The organism is Pseudophaeobacter leonis, assembly GCF_002087335.1.
Taxonomy (GTDB): domain Bacteria; phylum Pseudomonadota; class Alphaproteobacteria; order Rhodobacterales; family Rhodobacteraceae; genus Pseudophaeobacter; species Pseudophaeobacter leonis.
Genome location: NZ_MWVJ01000033.1, coordinates 63,721 through 79,594, shown reverse-complemented (window position 1 = coordinate 79,594; position 15,874 = coordinate 63,721). Strand labels below are relative to the sequence as shown.

General features: G+C 59.1%; 12 protein-coding genes and 3 pseudogenes. 6 read left to right on the top strand and 9 right to left on the bottom strand.

From position 1 onward, the window contains the following. Positions 1–15 precede the first annotated feature (15 nt). A complete protein-coding gene (locus B4968_RS08850) occupies positions 16–369 on the top strand; it encodes a DUF2155 domain-containing protein (RefSeq protein WP_241525656.1) in 354 nt (117 codons plus the stop codon). On the opposite strand, the gene aat is transcribed toward B4968_RS08850, so the two are convergent. The 4 genes from aat to B4968_RS08830 form a co-directional block, all read right to left on the bottom strand. Then, positions 333–965, bottom strand: coding sequence for a leucyl/phenylalanyl-tRNA--protein transferase (gene aat / locus B4968_RS08845; protein ID WP_083098290.1), 633 nt, complete (start codon positions 963–965; stop codon positions 333–335). The two genes, B4968_RS08850 and aat, sit on opposite strands and share 37 nt — an antisense overlap. Positions 966–1,070: 105 nt before the next feature. Beyond that, a complete protein-coding gene (accC, locus tag B4968_RS08840; RefSeq protein WP_083098288.1) occupies positions 1,071–2,420 on the bottom strand; it encodes an acetyl-CoA carboxylase biotin carboxylase subunit in 1,350 nt (449 codons plus the stop codon). 9 nt (positions 2,421–2,429) lie between these two features. Then, positions 2,430–2,918, bottom strand: a complete 489-nt coding sequence (accB, locus tag B4968_RS08835; RefSeq protein ID WP_083098287.1) for an acetyl-CoA carboxylase biotin carboxyl carrier protein — start codon at positions 2,916–2,918, stop codon at positions 2,430–2,432. A gap of 181 nt (positions 2,919–3,099) precedes the next feature. Beyond that, a complete protein-coding gene (locus B4968_RS08830; protein ID WP_083098285.1) occupies positions 3,100–3,639 on the bottom strand; it encodes a helix-turn-helix domain-containing protein in 540 nt (179 codons plus the stop codon). A 120-nt stretch (positions 3,640–3,759) separates the two neighbouring features. Here B4968_RS08830 and B4968_RS08825 point away from each other — a divergent pair, with 120 nt between their 5' ends. Continuing rightward, positions 3,760–5,265: a class I adenylate-forming enzyme family protein gene (locus B4968_RS08825; RefSeq protein ID WP_083098284.1), complete on the top strand. Its 1,506-nt coding sequence runs from the start codon at positions 3,760–3,762 to the stop codon at positions 5,263–5,265. A gap of 157 nt (positions 5,266–5,422) precedes the next feature. On the opposite strand, the pseudogene B4968_RS08820 reads toward B4968_RS08825, so the two are convergent. The 5 genes and pseudogenes from B4968_RS08820 to B4968_RS08800 all read right to left on the bottom strand — a co-directional run bounded on the left by B4968_RS08820 (position 5,423) and on the right by B4968_RS08800 (position 10,749). Next, positions 5,423–6,179: pseudogene (locus tag B4968_RS08820) on the bottom strand (ABC transporter ATP-binding protein). Positions 6,180–6,255: 76 nt separating this feature from the next. Beyond that, positions 6,256–7,011, bottom strand: a complete 756-nt coding sequence (locus B4968_RS08815; protein ID WP_083098282.1) for an ABC transporter ATP-binding protein — start codon at positions 7,009–7,011, stop codon at positions 6,256–6,258. Positions 7,012–7,023: 12 nt separating this feature from the next. Next, on the bottom strand, positions 7,024–8,226 hold the full coding sequence (locus B4968_RS08810; RefSeq protein ID WP_083098281.1) for a branched-chain amino acid ABC transporter permease: 1,203 nt from the start codon (positions 8,224–8,226) through the stop codon (positions 7,024–7,026). A 4-nt stretch (positions 8,227–8,230) separates the two neighbouring features. Further along, positions 8,231–9,253 carry a branched-chain amino acid ABC transporter permease gene (locus B4968_RS08805; RefSeq protein ID WP_083098279.1) on the bottom strand — a complete coding sequence of 341 codons (1,023 nt, stop codon included), beginning with the start codon at positions 9,251–9,253 and terminating at the stop codon, positions 8,231–8,233. A gap of 149 nt (positions 9,254–9,402) precedes the next feature. Next, positions 9,403–10,749 (bottom strand): substrate-binding protein, encoded by a 1,347-nt coding sequence (locus tag B4968_RS08800; RefSeq protein WP_083098277.1) that lies wholly within the window; start codon positions 10,747–10,749, stop codon positions 9,403–9,405. A 232-nt stretch (positions 10,750–10,981) separates the two neighbouring features. Between B4968_RS08800 and B4968_RS08795 the strand changes: the two are divergent. The 4 genes and pseudogenes from B4968_RS08795 to B4968_RS08780 all read left to right on the top strand — a co-directional run bounded on the left by B4968_RS08795 (position 10,982) and on the right by B4968_RS08780 (position 15,827). Beyond that, positions 10,982–12,280: pseudogene (locus tag B4968_RS08795) on the top strand (short-chain fatty acyl-CoA regulator family protein). Positions 12,281–12,375: 95 nt separating this feature from the next. Next, complete coding sequence (locus B4968_RS08790; protein WP_083098276.1) at positions 12,376–12,801, top strand: response regulator transcription factor; 426 nt, start codon at positions 12,376–12,378, stop codon at positions 12,799–12,801. A gap of 13 nt (positions 12,802–12,814) precedes the next feature. Continuing rightward, positions 12,815–13,138, top strand: coding sequence for a hypothetical protein (locus B4968_RS08785; protein WP_173907539.1), 324 nt, complete (start codon positions 12,815–12,817; stop codon positions 13,136–13,138). Beyond that, positions 13,138–15,827: pseudogene (locus B4968_RS08780) on the top strand (ATP-binding protein). The gene B4968_RS08785 and the pseudogene B4968_RS08780 overlap by 1 nt, the downstream one beginning before the upstream one ends. Positions 15,828–15,874: the final 47 nt, after the last annotated feature.

Below are 15,874 nucleotides of genomic sequence, written 5' to 3'. Positions count from 1 at the left end.
CGCGCAGCGGGGCTCATGGCTGGTCTGGCGATTGGGGTTTTCGCCAGCACGTCGGCCGCGGCACAGCAGCCGGCAGAACGCGGGAATTCCGCGGTTTTGCGTGGGCTCGACAAGGTTAATGGCCACAATATGGATGTGGAAATCCCGGTTGGCGGCACGGCCGAGGTTTTTGGCCTGATTGTTACGCTGTCGGAATGCCGCTACCCGGTGGCCAACCCCACTGGCGATGCGTTTGCCTATCTCACAGTGCGCGACCCGCTCAATGGTGAAGTGTTCTTTGAGGGCTGGATGATTGCCTCCAGCCCGGCGCTCTCGGCGCTGGACCACAGCCGTTATGATGTCTGGGTCATGCGCTGCAAAAGCAGCTGAGGCGAGGGCAGCGCGGGCGGGCTAAAATCGGCCATGCCGTCGATGGCGGTTTTCAGGCGCGCCTTATAGGCTGCACGACTGATCTCTATCGCGCCCAGTGAGGCGAGATGCGGCGTCAGAAACTGTGTGTCGCAGAGGCGAAATCCAGCCTGCATCAGACGATCCATCAGGTAGGCCAGGGCCACCTTTGAGGCATCGCGCTGGCGCGAAAACATGCTTTCGCCAAAAAAACCTGCCCCCAATGAGACGCCGTAGAGCCCCCCCACCAGAACCTCATCTGACCACACCTCAAGCGAGTGGGCATTGCCCATGGCATGCAGGTCCTGATAGCGGGCGTAAATCTCGGCGTTGATCCAGGTTTCATCGCGATCGGCGCAGGCCTCGACCACCGCGCCAAAGGCGCGATTGACCGAGATGTCAAAACCGTTTTTGCGGATCGTTTTGGCCAGGGATCGGGAGATGTGAAAGTCTTCTATCGGAAAGATCCCACGGCGTTTTGGATCTACCCAAAAGATCTCGTCGTCTTCGCGGTGCTCTGCCATCGGAAAGACCCCGACGGAATAGGCATGCAGCAAAAGATCCGGAGTGAGGCTCATGAGATTGCGATAGCCTGTAAGTCGATAAGGAATGGACTGAAGGGCGCCAAAAGAAGGAGAGCCGGGCCGCAGCTTGCGCGCGCCCCGACCGGTCTGTGCGGGATATCAGCCCCCGAGGTTTTCTTCCAACCAGCGTTCCAGCCAGTGAATGCCGTAGTCACCGCTCTGCACATCGGGTTCGGCCAGCAGGGCATGAAACAGCGGCACTGTGGTGTCGATACCATCCACGATCAGCTCTCCCAAGGCGCGGCTGAGACGCGCCAGTGCTTCGGGACGGTCACGACCATGCACGATCAGCTTGCCGATCAGGCTGTCGTAGTAGGGCGGGATTGTGTAGCCGTCATAGAGCGCCGAATCCATCCGGACCCCCAGGCCACCAGGCGCATGGTATGCGGTGATCTTGCCGGGGCAGGGTGCGAAATTTGGCAGCTTTTCAGCATTGATGCGCACCTCAATGGCGTGACCATTGATCTGCAGATCATCCTGGGTAAAGGACAGCGGCAGGCCTTCGGCCACGCGGATCTGTTCGCGCACCAGATCGACGCCAAAAACGGCCTCGGTGACCGGGTGTTCCACCTGCAGGCGGGTGTTCATCTCGATGAAATAGAACTCGCCATCCTCGTAGAGGAATTCCACAGTTCCTGCGCCAGAATAGCCCATAGCGCCAACAGCATCGGCGCAGATCTTGCCAATCCGGGCGCGCTCTTCCGGGGTGATCGAGGGGCCGGGGGCTTCCTCAAAAACCTTTTGGTGACGGCGCTGCAGCGAACAATCCCGTTCCGCCAGATGCACGCCGTTGCCCTTGCCGTCGCCAAACACCTGTACTTCGATGTGACGCGGCTTCTGGAGGTATTTCTCCATATAGACTTCGTCATTGCCAAAGGCGGCCTTGGCCTCGGAGCGGGCTGTGGAGAAGGCAACATCGATGTCATCCGCCGATGTCGCGACTTTCATACCGCGACCACCGCCGCCAGCCGTGGCTTTGATGATGACGGGGTAGCCCATGTCTGCCGCAGCCTTGCGGGCAGATTCCACATCGGGCACGCCGCCTTCTGATCCGGGCACAACGGGAATTCCCAGCGCCTTGGCGGTCTCTTTGGCGGTGATCTTGTCGCCCATAGTGCGGATATCGGCGGCTGAAGGGCCAATGAACGTCAGCCCGTGGTCTTCGATGATCTGCACAAAATTGGCGTTTTCTGACAGAAAACCATAGCCGGGGTAAATGGCCTGGGCCCCGGTGATTTCGCAGGCCGAGATGATGGCCGGTATCGACAGGTAGCTCTGCGCGCCAGCCGGTGGGCCGATACAGACGGATTCATCGGCCATGCGCACATGCATCGCGTCGGCATCCGCCGTTGAATGCACCGCGACCGATTTTATGCCCATCTCACGGCAGGCCCGGATCACGCGGAGCGCGATCTCTCCGCGGTTGGCAATCAGGATCTTGTCAAACATGGGCTGCCCTTACTCGATGATGGCCAGCGGAGATCCGAATTCGACGGCAGCGCCGTCTTCCACCAGGATGCGCTTGACGATGCCCGATTTAGGCGCCGGAATGTGGTTCATGGTCTTCATGGCTTCGACGATCAAAAGCGTGTCGCCCTCGGCGACCTGCTGACCAACCGTGATGAAGGCAGGAGAGCCGGGCTCTGCCTGCAGGTAAACTGTCCCAACCATGGGAGAGGCCACCGCACCAGGATGGCTGGCGGGGTCCTCTGCGGCGGCAGCTGCCACGGGCGCTGCTGCAGCGGCGGCAGGGGCTGCGGCGGCCACGGGTACCGTGGTTTGAACGGGGGCAGGCGCGACAATGGTCTGGCGTGCGACGCGCACATTCAGGCTGTCGTCTTCGCTATAGTCGCGTTTGACCTCAAGTTCGGTCAGATCGTTGTCACGCAGCAATTCGGCCAATGCCTTGATGAATGCCACATCCGCTTCATGAGTTTTATTTGTCATTTTGTCCTCAGCGTGTCCTCAGCCGTCTCCAACGGGTCTGCCCAAAGGGCAGCCGGGAAATTAGAAGCGCTTATAGGGTAAGCTTTACCACAAGGAAAGCGCTGTCGATCTGGCGGATAAAATGGCCAGAGTTCACGGGATTCGCAATCACTGCGCCGCAAAATTTGCACGCGCGTCAGGGCTAAAGCGGCATGCCGGTCAGTTTGGCCACCAGTTCCGGCAGTTTGCGGGCAGAAAATTTCTGCAACAGATGGGCGCGGTGAGTCTCAATCGTGCGATAGGACAGATCCAGTTTCAGCCCGATTTCCTTGGCCGAGAGCCCCTTGCAGGTCAGGATCGCCACCTCGCGTTCGCGCGGGGTGAGGCTGACCACGGGGCGGTCCTCTGAAATGTCGGCAAAAGACCAGATGCCACTGCGAAACGGCGCCTCCGGGCTGATCGAGCGGCCCCGGACGCGACACCAGAACAGCTCTCCCTTGCGCCGCCGCATGATGCGCTCATCGTTATAAAGGCCGCTTTTGGCACCGGGGTCGCGTTGCAACAGCTCGCCAACCCGGTGGTAGTCTTCCTGGCTGGGGTAGAGTTCGGCAATCAGCACATCGGCATAGTCTTCTGCGGCACCGCCAAAGGTGGCGGCAAATTGCAGGTTGCACCGTATGATGACACGGTTTTCCAAAACGGCGAGGCCCACGGGGGCATGGTCAAAGGCAATATCGCTCATGCCCCCTATTAACCGGGTATTTATGCGGAATTGAAGGAAAAGCTGCCCCGTGGGAGGGTGTTTCTCACGCCAAACTGGTCAGCAGGTAAGATCAGGCGGGGCTAAGAGGAGGAAAGAGCGATGAATATCGCAGAGTGGCTGCACCGTCAGGCCAGGGCAGATGGCACGCGTCCTGCTCTGTTTCTGGGGCAGGAACAGGTGGCGGACTACGCCACATTTCACCAAAAGGCCGCTGCCCTTGCGGGCTGGTTGCAGGCCCAGGGCGTGGAGCCGGGAGACCGGGTGGCTTTGTTCATGAAGAACTGCCCGGACTATCTGATCACGCTCTATGGCATTTGGTATGCCGGGGCGGCGGCGGTGCCGATCAATGCAAAACTGCATGGCCGTGAGGCTGCGTTCATTCTGCAAGATGCCCAGGCCAAGCTGGTCTTTACCTCGCCGGAATTGCAGCCCGCATTACAGCAGGCCGGGGGTGCAGTGCGCATGGTCGATGCGACTGCGACTGATTTTAACGCGGGTCAGGCGGCAGAGCCAGTTGTGGCGCCGGTTATGCGCGATCCGCAGGATCTGGCCTGGCTGTTTTATACCTCTGGCACCACGGGACAGCCCAAGGGCGTGATGATCACGCATCGTATGCTGATTGCAGTCTCTCTGGCCTATTTTGTTGATGTGGACGCGGCCTCTGGCGCCGACCAAATCCTCTATGCTGCCCCAATGAGCCATGGGGCTGGTCTATATAATATGCTGCATGTCCGGGTTGGGGCGGCGCATGTCTGCCCGGTCTCGGGTGGCTTTGATGAAATGGAAATCCTGGATCTGGCGGCGCATTTTGGCCGGGTGCAGATTTTTGCAGCCCCTACTATGGTCACACGTCTCACAAGGGTCGCCAAGGCAGCCGGTCGCGAGGGCGCCGGGCTGCGCAGCGTGATCTATGCCGGCGGCCCAATGTATCTGGCGGATATCATCGAGGCCGAAGCCCAGTTTGGCCCGATCTTCATCCAAATTTATGGTCAGGGCGAATGCCCCATGGGGATTACGGCGCTGACCCGCGCTGAGGTGAGCGATCGCAGTGATCCCAACTGGAAAGCGCGCCTGGCCGGCGTCGGGCGGGCGCAAACCGGAGTGGAGCTGCGTATTGGCACCCCCGAGGGAGCGGCTTTGCCTGTCGGTGAGATGGGGGAAATCATGGTGCGCGGCGATGCGGTGATGCCGGGTTACTGGAACAACCCGGAGGCCAGTGCCGAGGCGTTGCAAGACGGCTGGCTGATGACGGGCGACATGGGCGTGCTGGATGACGCGGGCTATCTCACGTTGCAGGACCGCTCCAAGGATCTGATCATTTCTGGTGGCTCCAACGTCTATCCGCGTGAGGTGGAAGAGGTGCTGTTGATGCATGAGGATGTACGCGAGGTATCGGTGGTGGGACGCCCACATGCGGATTGGGGCGAGGAGGTGGTGGCCTTTGTGGTGGGGAATGCGGCGCCTGCGGCGCTGGATGCATTGTGCCGCAGCCAGATTGCCCGTTTTAAATGCCCAAAGGTCTATGTGCATGTGACTGATCTGCCAAAGAATAACTATGGCAAGGTGCTGAAAACCGAGTTGCGCCAGCGCCTAAAGGAGGGCTGAGGCGTCCGCTGCAGGCCTCAAAGGAGAGCAAAAGCCAGCACTGCGAAATAGCACAAGGCCGGACCCCAGAGGGCCCGGCCTTAAATTATTGCACCTGATCAAAATGTTGCACCTGAAAAGGGATCAGGGCCACGGGGCGTAAGTTTTTGCCCGGCGATCAGATCGCCAGATACTCGGCGCGCAGCTCGGCGTTTTCCAGAACTTCGGCAGCGGTGCCGTCAAAGACGATGCCACCAGTGTCGAGGATCACCGCCCGGTCTGCCAGCTCAAGTGCGCGCACGGCGTTCTGTTCCACCAGAATGGTGGTCATGCCCTGTTCCTTGACGTGCATGAGGGTCTTTTCGATCTCATCCACAATCACCGGCGCGAGGCCTTCATAGGGTTCATCCAGCAAGAGCACCTTGATGTCGCGGGCCAGTGCACGGGCAATCGCCAGCATTTGCTGCTCGCCCCCGGACAGGGTGATGCCCTCTTGCTTGCGACGCTCGCCCAGACGCGGGAACAGGTCATAAATCCGCTCAAGCGACCAGCCAATAGGCGGTGCAATCTGCGCCAGCTGCAGGTTTTCCTCAACCGTGAGGCCGGCGATGATACGGCGATCCTCGGGGACGAGGCCCAGCCCGGCCGTTGCGGCCTCATGGCTTTCCATCAGGTGCAAAGGGCTGGTGATCCAGCCAGATCTCGCCCTGGGTCACCATGGGCGACCCGATACGGGCAATAGAGCGCAGGGTTGAGGTCTTGCCGGCGCCATTGCGGCCCAGCAGGGCCAGGATTTCGCCCTCATGCACATTAAAGTTGATGCCCTGCACGATATAGCTTTCGCCATAATAGGCATGCATGTCCCAGACCGACAGAAAAGCCGGTGCCGTGGTCGCCGCATTGGCGTTCTTGGAGAAGTCGGGTTTGACGTTCATCTGTCTTGTCCTTTGTTACGCGCCTCATCCTGAACAGCGGCTGTCGCCAAACAGGATGAGGGTCGCGTGTCCGTTCTTACGCCGACTCGCCCAGATAGGCTTCGCGCACTTTTGGATTGCCACGGATGTTTTGCGGATCGTCCTCGACCAGAGGGGTGCCCTGGGCCAGAACAGTGATCCGGTCCGCCAGTGAGAACACCACATGCATGTCGTGCTCAATAATGGCGATGGTGATGTCGCGCTGCTCTTTGATCTCTTTCAGCAGATCAATTGTGTTGTTGGTATCAGCCCGCGCCATACCGGCGGTGGGCTCATCCAGCAACAACAGACGCGGCTCTTGCGACAGGCACATACCGATCTCAAGGCGCCGTTTGTCCCCCCGTGACAGTGAGGCGGAATGCATATGACGCTTGTCTGCCATATTCATCTCTACCAGCATCTTTTCGGCCGTTTCCAACATGTCTTTTTGGCCGGACACCGCAGAGATGGCATTCAGGGAAAAGGCCCCGTCACGCTTGGCAAAGCAGGGGATCAGCATGTTCTCAAGCACCGTAAGATCGCCAAAGATCTCGGGCGTTTGAAAGACGCGGCTGATGCCCATCTGGTTGATCTCGAAGGGCTTGCGCCCCAGCACAGACTGGCCATCAAACATGACAGAGCCCGTGTCGGGAATGAGTTTGCCCACCAGACAGTTCAGCAGAGTGGATTTGCCCGCGCCATTGGGTCCGATAATGGCGTGGACGGTGTTTTCTTTGACGCTGAGATTTACATCCCCCAGCGCCTGCAGGCCACCAAAGCGTTTGCCCACGTTTTTGACTTCAAGAATACCCATCAATCCGTCTCCTTATTCCGCGGGGGTTGTTTTGCCAGGGGTTTCGTCGTCGTTGCCTTTGCGGGTCTTGACCCACTTGGCGATGCGCTGACCGCCTTCGACCAATCCACCGGGCAGGAACACCACCACCAGCATGAACAGGATACCCAGCGTCAGATGCCAGCCCTTGCCGATAAAGGGGTGCACAACGAAGACCACGAAATCCTCAAGCCCGTCGGGCATAAAGGCGAACCAGCTGTGCAGAACCTGGTCGTTGATCTTGGAGAAGATGTTCTCGAAATACTTGATGAAGCCTGCGCCCAGAACCGGTCCGATCAGGGTGCCGGCACCGCCAAGGATGGTCATCAGAACAACTTCGCCAGAGGCGGTCCACTGCATGCGCTCAGCACCTGCAAGGGGATCCATCGAGGCCATCAAACCACCGGCCAGACCCGCATACATGCCGGAAATCACAAAGGCGGCAAGAGTGTAGGGTTTGGTGTTGAGGCCTGTGTAGTTCATCCGCTGTTGGTTTGACTTTACCGCCCGCAGCATCATGCCAAAGGGAGAGCGGAAGATGCGGATCGACAGGTAAAAGGCGGCCAGCAGCACCAATGCGCAGAGATAGTAGCCCGCATTGAACTGAAAGGCCCAGGGACCAACCACCATCTCGTAAGTGGAGCGCATCTCAATGCCAAACAGGTTGGTCACCGGGATTGATCCGTCGGCCGTGGCGGAAACACCAAGGATACGGGGGTCATCCAGGGTCAGCTGCAGACCTGTCTCACCATTGGTGATCGGGGTCAGAACTGAATAGGCCAGATTGAACGACATCTGCGCGAAGGCCAGCGTCAGGATCGAGAAGTAGATGCCCGAGCGACGCAGGCTGACAAAGCCGATGAGCAGCGCAAACAGGCCCGAAATCACCACAGAGAGCACAATGGCCGGGACGACGTTCATGCTCAGCAGTTTGAACATCCAGACGGCAGAGTAGGAACCGACACCGAGGAAAGCAGCATGACCAAAGGAGAGATAGCCTGTGAGACCAAAGAGGATGTTAAATCCAACGGCAAAGATGCCAAAGATCACAAAGCGTTGCATGAGATCCGGATAGCCCGCGTTGAACTGCGCCAGGGCGCTGTCCGTTGGGAACGGATTAAGGATGAAGGGAGCGCAAAGCGTCAGAACGGCGACGACCAGCAGCATCCGAATGTCTTTATTTTCTAGTCCGAACATGTGCTTATTCCTCCATCACACCTTTGCGGCCCATAAGACCCCGCGGACGGGTGAGCAGAATAATGATCGCGACCACATAGATGATGATTTGGTCGATACCGGGAATGATCGATTTGATCTCGTTCATCGAGGCAAAACTTTCGAGAATACCAAGCATAAAGCCAGCAAGCACAGCGCCCGGAAGCGAGCCCATGCCGCCAACAACCACAACCACAAAGCTCAGGACCAGAAAGTCCATGCCCATGTGGTAGTTGGGCGAGTTGATCGGAGTATACATAACACCAGCCAGGCCCGCGACTGCGGCGGCAATACCAAACATGATGGTAAAACGGCGGTTGATATTGATCCCCAGCAGGCCAACGGTTTCACGATCTGCCATGCCTGCGCGCACAACCATCCCAAAGGTGGTAAACTGCAGGAAGGAGAAGATGGCGCCGATGATCACGACTGAGAAGAAGAAGTAGACGATACGCCAGACCGGATATACAAAATCCATCCCAATCAGGGCACCAACATTGGCAACACCGCTCAGAGCCTCAGGCGAGGGGGTCTGAATAGGGTTGGCACCGTAGAAATACTTGATCACTTCCTGCAACGCGATGGCGAGGCCAAAGGTCACCAGGATCTGATCCGCATGCGGACGGCTGTAGAAATGCTTGATCAGCCCGCGCTCCATGATAAAGCCAACGGCGATCATGATCGGAATGGCAAAGAGGATCGCCAGCGGTACCGCCCAGTCTATTATTGCGCCCCCGAACTCGGGGCCAAACCAGGCTTCCACATAGGGTGTCTTTACTTTCAGCGCGTTGCCGAGAAAGTCTTTCTGACTTTCGTCGACGTCCTCATAGCTGAAGTTGAGCACACGTTGCAGGGTAACGGCGCAAAACGCACCGATCATGAACAGGGCGCCATGCGCAAAGTTCACCACGCCCAGCGTGCCAAAAATGAGTGTCAGACCCAGCGCGATCAGCGCATAGGCAGAGCCTTTGTCCAGCCCGTTTAAAATTTGCAATAGGATTGCGTCCATAGTCCCCACCCTTGGGTTCTTCGATGTGGAAGTGGTGGATTCCGACGCTTCGGGGTCTCATGCCCCGTTTCGCACGTCTCGTGCTGCGCAGTCGAAATAGAGATTAAGTGCCGGGCGCAATATGCGCCCGGCGTTGGCAGACCTGTGTATCAGGAGCCAGGGTTACAGCTGCCCAATGCGCCGCCGGCAAACATTGGGTGATCAACAGGATAGGTAACCTGCGCCGCTGGTGTGACCTCAACCACTTCGAGAAGATCGAACTCGGATGTTGGGTTTTCTTTACCACGCACAACCAGAACGTCTTTGAAGCACTGGTGATCATCACCGCGATACAGCGTCTTGCCATTGCCCAGACCATCGAATTCATAGTCTTCCAGGGCTTCACCGACGGCGCAGGGGTTGAAGGAACCTGCACGCTGAACGGCATCTGCATAAAGGAGCGTCTGGCAATATACAGTGTGAGCCGCCTGGCTGGGTGGGAAGCCGTATTTGGTGCCGAAGGAGCGTACAAAGGCTTGCGAGCCTTCGTCCTGCAGCGACCAGTGCCAGTTGGTAGAGCCGTGGATGCCTTTAACGTTGGCACCGGCACCTTTGGCCATCAGACGCGAATAGAGCGGAACAACGATTTCGAAGTTCTTGCCATTCACAACCTTCTCACGCAGGCCAAACTGAACCGCGTTGGTCAGCGAGTTCACCATGTTGCCGCCGTAGTGGTTCAGAACCAGCACGTCTGCACCAGAGTTCAGAACCGGCGCAATGTAGGAAGAGAAGTCGGTGGACGCCAGCGGCGTGCGCACTTTGTTCACAGTGGTCCAGCCCATTGCCTCGGTGGCAGCTGCGATGGATTCTTCCTGTGTCCAGCCCCAGGTGTAGTCTGCGGTCAGGTGATAGGCGTTACGGTCTGTGCCATAGAGGTTCTTAAGCACAGGCGCCAGCGCCGCGGCTGACATGTAACCGTTAAAGAAGTGACGGAAGCCATTGGCTTTCTTATCTTTACCGGTTGTGTCGTTGGAGTGTGTGAGACCGGCCATGAAGATCACGCCAGCTTCCTGGCACAGACCCTGAACGGCGATTGCCACACCGGAGCTTGAGCCCCCAGTGATCATCACAGCGCCGTCTTTTTCGATCATCGACTTGGCCGAGGCACGGGCGGCATCGGATTTTGTCTGGGTGTCGCCGGTGACATATTTGACTTCTTTGCCCAGGATGCCGTTGCCCTGCAACGCCTTGGACGAGAAAGTATTCATCATGCCGCCGTCGCCGCCACCGTTCAGGTGCTCAACCGCCAGTTTATAGGCCCGCAGCTCGTCGGCGCCTTCGTCGGCATAGGGGCCTGTCTGTGGCACGTTGAAACCCAGAGTAACCGAGCTACCGGTTGGGTCGTTGGTGAACGCGGCTGCAGAAGACGCGGTGAAAATTGTTGGAAGCGCAAGGCCAGTGCCTGCGAGAGCACCTGACTTCAGGACCCCGCGACGCGAGAATGCTGACTTGGACATTTATTCCTCCCTTAGATGTAAAACGCTGGGCAGCTCCTCACTTCTGCGCAACGTCTGCACGATTTGTGCAAAATCAGTATGTGAACGAGTTGTAAAATTGCGCAATAAAACCCTTGAAATGATCATCTATTCTGTAAACAACTGAACAGTAGACTGCGGTATTCTGTAAAGTTTTTTATGTTGCACTGCAGAAAGCCGTTGAAAATGTGTGGTTTTGACCGGGAGGCCCCCTATGGCGCGTGACACGCTGACAGGCAGCCGTATACGAGAACGTCGACTGATCCTGGGTATTCGCCAGGCTGAACTTGCCCGCAAGGCCGGAATTTCTGCCTCTTACCTCAATCTGATTGAACACAACAGGCGCAGAATCGGCGGCAAACTCCTGGTGGACCTGGCGCAGGTTCTGGGGGTTGAGCCCTCAATGCTGACCGAGGGGGCCGAGGCTGCGCTGATTGCCGCCCTGCGGGAGGCTGCGGCAGACAGTGGCACACCGGTGGCCGAGCTGGACAGAACGGATGAATTTGCCGGCCGCTTTCCCGGCTGGGCCGAGGTTCTGGCCAGCAATCACCAGCGCATTGCCCGCCTGACCCGCACGGTTGAAACCCTGTCTGACCGTCTGACCCATGCCCCGCATCTGGCGGCCTCGCTGCACGAGGTTCTGTCGACCGGGGCGGCGATCCGCTCCACCGCCTCTATTCTGGCCGAGACCGGTGAGCTGGAGGCCGAATGGCGCGACCGGTTTCACAAGAACCTCAACGAGGACTCATTGCGTCTGGCTGAAAGCAGCCGCGCTCTGGTGAACTTTCTTGATGAAAGCGACAGCAGTGCGGTACGGCGCGGGGTGCCACAGGAGGAGGCCGAGGAGTTTTTTCTCGCCCATGGCTATCACTTTCCCGATCTGGAAGCGGGGCGCGTCACGCCAAAGGCGCTGGTGGAGGCGGCACCGCAACTTGTCAGTGACGCCGCCCGCGTCATCGCCCGCAGCGCGCTGGAACAGTACCAAAGCGACGCGGTACAAATGCCGCTGTCTGAGGTGGATCAGATGATCAAAGCAGAAGGGCTGGATCCCTCAGCGCTGGCGCGCCGGTTCTCGGCCGCACTGCCGGTCGTGCTGCGCCGTCTGGGCGTGCTGCCGCCTGAGGTTCTGGGCCAGGACGCGGGCCTGGTTGTGTGTGATGCCTCGGGCTCGATCCTGTTTCGCAAGCCCGTTGCGGGATTCGCACTGCCGCGTTTCGGCGCCTCCTGTCCTTTGTGGCCGATCTACACCGCGCTGCAGCGGCCGGATGTGCCATTACGCCGCAATGTGGTGCAGCAGGGGCGCAGCGCCCTTGGCTTTGAATGTCTGGCCGTGGCCTGGCGTCATGTCCCGGGCTCCTTTGACACAGACGCCCTGCATCATGCTGTTATGCTGATCCTGCCACGCCGCGAGGTGCCGCAGGATGCGTAGCCGGTGGGGGGGAGCTGTCGGATTTGCCCGCGTCAGACCTGCGAAGCCAGGCGCGAGCCGTCGATCCTGAAGGAAGAGTTTTGACAGCCACCGGGCGGCAGGGCTAGTCTGTGCTGGGATGGGAACGCGGCCTCGGGTGAAATTGCCCGAAAAAGCTGCGCTGGGAGGAATATCTGCCAATGAGCAGACATGTAGTTTTAATCGAAGATGAGCCCAATATCGCCGAGGCCATTCGATTTCTTTTGAGCCGTGATGGCTGGAAGGTCGATGTCCACGGCAACGGCAGTGATGCGGTCGAGGTCATTCAGGCGGCAAAGCCTGATCTGGTCATTCTCGATCTTATGCTGCCGGGCAAGAGTGGTCTGGAAGTGATCCAGGAGCTGCGGGCCGTGCACGACTTGCAGGCGCTGCCGGTGCTGATGTTGGCCGCACGCGGCCAGCTCAGGGATCGTGAGATGGCGGAAAAGGCCGGGGTGACCCGGTTTATGACCAAACCCTTTTCCAACTCCGAAGTGCTGACGGCAGTGCGCGATCTTCACGCGCAGGCCTATCAGGCAGATCAGATCGCGCCTGGATCGGTCGTGCCTGGGTCGGCCACGCCATGACAGGGCTGCCCTGATGCGCCGCGATGGGGCAGGGCGTCAGGATGAACCCAATACGCCTTTTGTCGAGCGACGCACCTACCGGCGGCGGCGCCTGATGGATATCGCCCGGCTGCTGCCGATCCTGGGGGCGTTGTTGTTCACCGTTCCTCTGATGTGGCCGAACCCGGATCCCTATCCGGCACCTGGCAACCATGGTGGCATGCCCACCTCTGCGGCGATAACCTACATCTTTGTGGTCTGGGGCGGGCCGATCGCCGCCAGCTATGTCTTTGGTGTCGCGTTCCGGCTCTGGGCCGGGCACTGGACTGACGGCGGCCCCCGGGACGAACAGTCCTGATGGCCTCGCTCAATGTTCTGGCGCTGGTCTGTCTCTGCTATGTTGCCCTGCTGTTTTTTGTCGCCTTTCTGGCAGACCGAAGAGCGGCACGCGGCCATAGCTCTGCCTGGATGCGCTCGCCGCTGATTTATACGCTGTCGCTGTCAATCTATTGCACCGCCTGGACGTTTTACGGCGCGGTGGGCTATGCCGCCCGCTCGGGGCTGGAGTTTCTGACCATCTATCTGGGGCCAACCCTGGTCATGATCGGCTGGTGGTGGGGCCTGCGCAAACTGGTGCGGGTGGGGCGCAGTCAGCGGGTCACCTCGATCGCGGATCTTTTGTCGGCGCGCTATGGCAAATCCAATGCGCTGGCCATTGGCGTGACACTGCTGGCGGTGATTGGCATCACGCCCTATATTTCGCTGCAACTGCAATCCATTACCCTGTCTTTTGCCATCTTTGCCGAAGCTGACCCGCTGCGCAGCTATCACGAGACCACCACGGTGTTCTGGGTCACGGCTGGGCTGGCGATCTTTGCCATTCTGTTTGGCACCCGCAATCTCAACGCCAATGAGCGCCATACGGGGTGGTCACCGCCATCGCGCTGGAAGCCGTGGTGAAACTGCTGGCGTTGCTGGCGGTGGGGATCTTTGTGGTCTGGGGGCTGTCGGGCGGTGTGAGCGAAACACTGTCGCGGATTGATGCCTCGCGGATTGGCGACTGGCGGGTCGATGGCGGCCGCTGGGCCACCATTACCTTTTTGTCGGCGGCGGCATTCGTCTGCCTGCCCCGGATGTTTCAGGTCATGGTGGTTGAAAACGAGGACGAGCGTCACCTGCGGGGCGCGGCCTGGGCCTTTCCGCTCTATCTGCTGCTGATCTCGATGTTTGTGGTGCCGATTGCTGCCATCGGACTGGAGCTGCTGCCGGCTGGCTCCAACCCGGATATGTTTGTTCTGACTGTGCCGCTGTCACAGGGACAGCAGGGCCTGGCGATGCTGTCGTTTCTGGGCGGGTTTTCCTCGGCGACCTCGATGGTCATCGTCGCCGCAATGGCGCTCTCAACAATGGTGTCGAACCATATGGTGATGCCCATCTGGTTGCGGATGCAGGGGGCTGGGGCTTCGGTCTCGGGGGATGTGCGCAATGTGGTGCTGTTTGCGCGCCGGGTCTCTATCGCCGTCATCATGGCGCTGGGGTATTTCTATTACACCCTGTCGGGGGGCGGCGCGGCTCTGGCCTCGGTTGGTTTGATTTCCTTTGCCGGAATTTCCCAAATGTTGCCGGCCCTTGTCGGTGGCTTGTTCTGGCGTGGCGCCACGCGGAGCGGCGCCTTGACCGGGCTGTCTGTTGGCTTTGCAATCTGGGTCTACACCATGCTTTTGCCCGCCCTTGGCGGTGGCATGTTGCCGGATCATATTCTGGCGGAGGGGCTGTTTGGCCTGTCCTGGCTGCGCCCGCAGGCGCTGTTTGGCATCGAGGGGCTGGATTCTACGGTGCATGCGGTGCTCTGGTCCATGAGCCTGAATGCGATCACCTTTTGTCTGGTGTCGCTTGTGACCTTCCCCAGCCCGATCGAGCGGCTGCAGGGCGCCCAGTTTGTCAATGTGTTTGAGCATTCCTCGGGGCCGCGGGGCTGGACCGGGTCGGTGGCGCAGAGCGAAGACCTGATGGTGATGTCCCAGCGCATTCTGGGGGCCGCCGAAGCGCAGGCCTTTTTCCAGCGCGAGCTGGCACGTCAGGGCGGGCGCGGTACCCTGCCGGAACCCACTCCGGCCTTTCTGGAGCGGTTGGAGCGCGAACTCAGCGCCTCTATTGGTGCGGCGGCAGCCCATGCGATGATTGGCCAGATCGTTGGCGGATCGTCAGTCTCGGTGCCGGATCTTTTGGCGGTTGCGGATGAGACCGCGCAGATGCTCGAATACTCCAACCAGCTGGAGGAGCAGTCGGCGGAGCTGTCGCGCACGGCGCGGCAATTGCGCGTGACCAACGAAAAGCTGACGCAGATCTCGCAACAAAAGGATGCCTTTCTCAGTCAGGTGAGCCATGAGCTGCGCACCCCGATGACGTCGATCCGGGCGTTTTCCGAGATCCTGCGGGATGAAGGCGAAATCCCTGTCACGGAAAAAACCCGCTACGCCTCGATCATTCACGACGAAGCCCTGCGGCTGACCCGTTTGTTGAACGACTTGCTGGATCTGAGCGTGCTGGAAAGCGGCCAGGTCAGTCTGAACATGTCCGCAGGCACCCTGGGAGAGGTGATGGACCACGCGGTCTCGACTGCGCTGGCGGGGTCAGAGGATGCGATCAAGGTGAACCGCGATCCAAAATCTGAAACTCTGCGGATCTCCTCCGATCTGGATCGTCTGGCGCAGGTGTTTATCAATTTGATCGCCAATGCGCAGAAATACTGTGACGCAAAAACACCGGAATTGACGATACGGGTGACGCGGGGATTAGGGGAAATCTGGATAGATTTCACCGACAACGGCAGCGGCGTGCCCGCAGACCACCAGCAGTTAATTTTTGAGAAATTCTCGCGTGTTAGCCCGGAACGGGCCGGGGGAGCCGGGCTGGGATTGGCGATTTGTCGCGAAATTATGCAGCGGCTGGAAGGCGACATCGCGTATATGGCTGGGCAGAAAGGGGGCAGTTTCAGAATTTCCTTGCCCGTGGAGCGGAAAATCCTGTCCGAGACGCAGTTTTAAAGGTCTTGGTAACGAACGGTCGTTAAGACAATTAAAAAGGGAGCGCG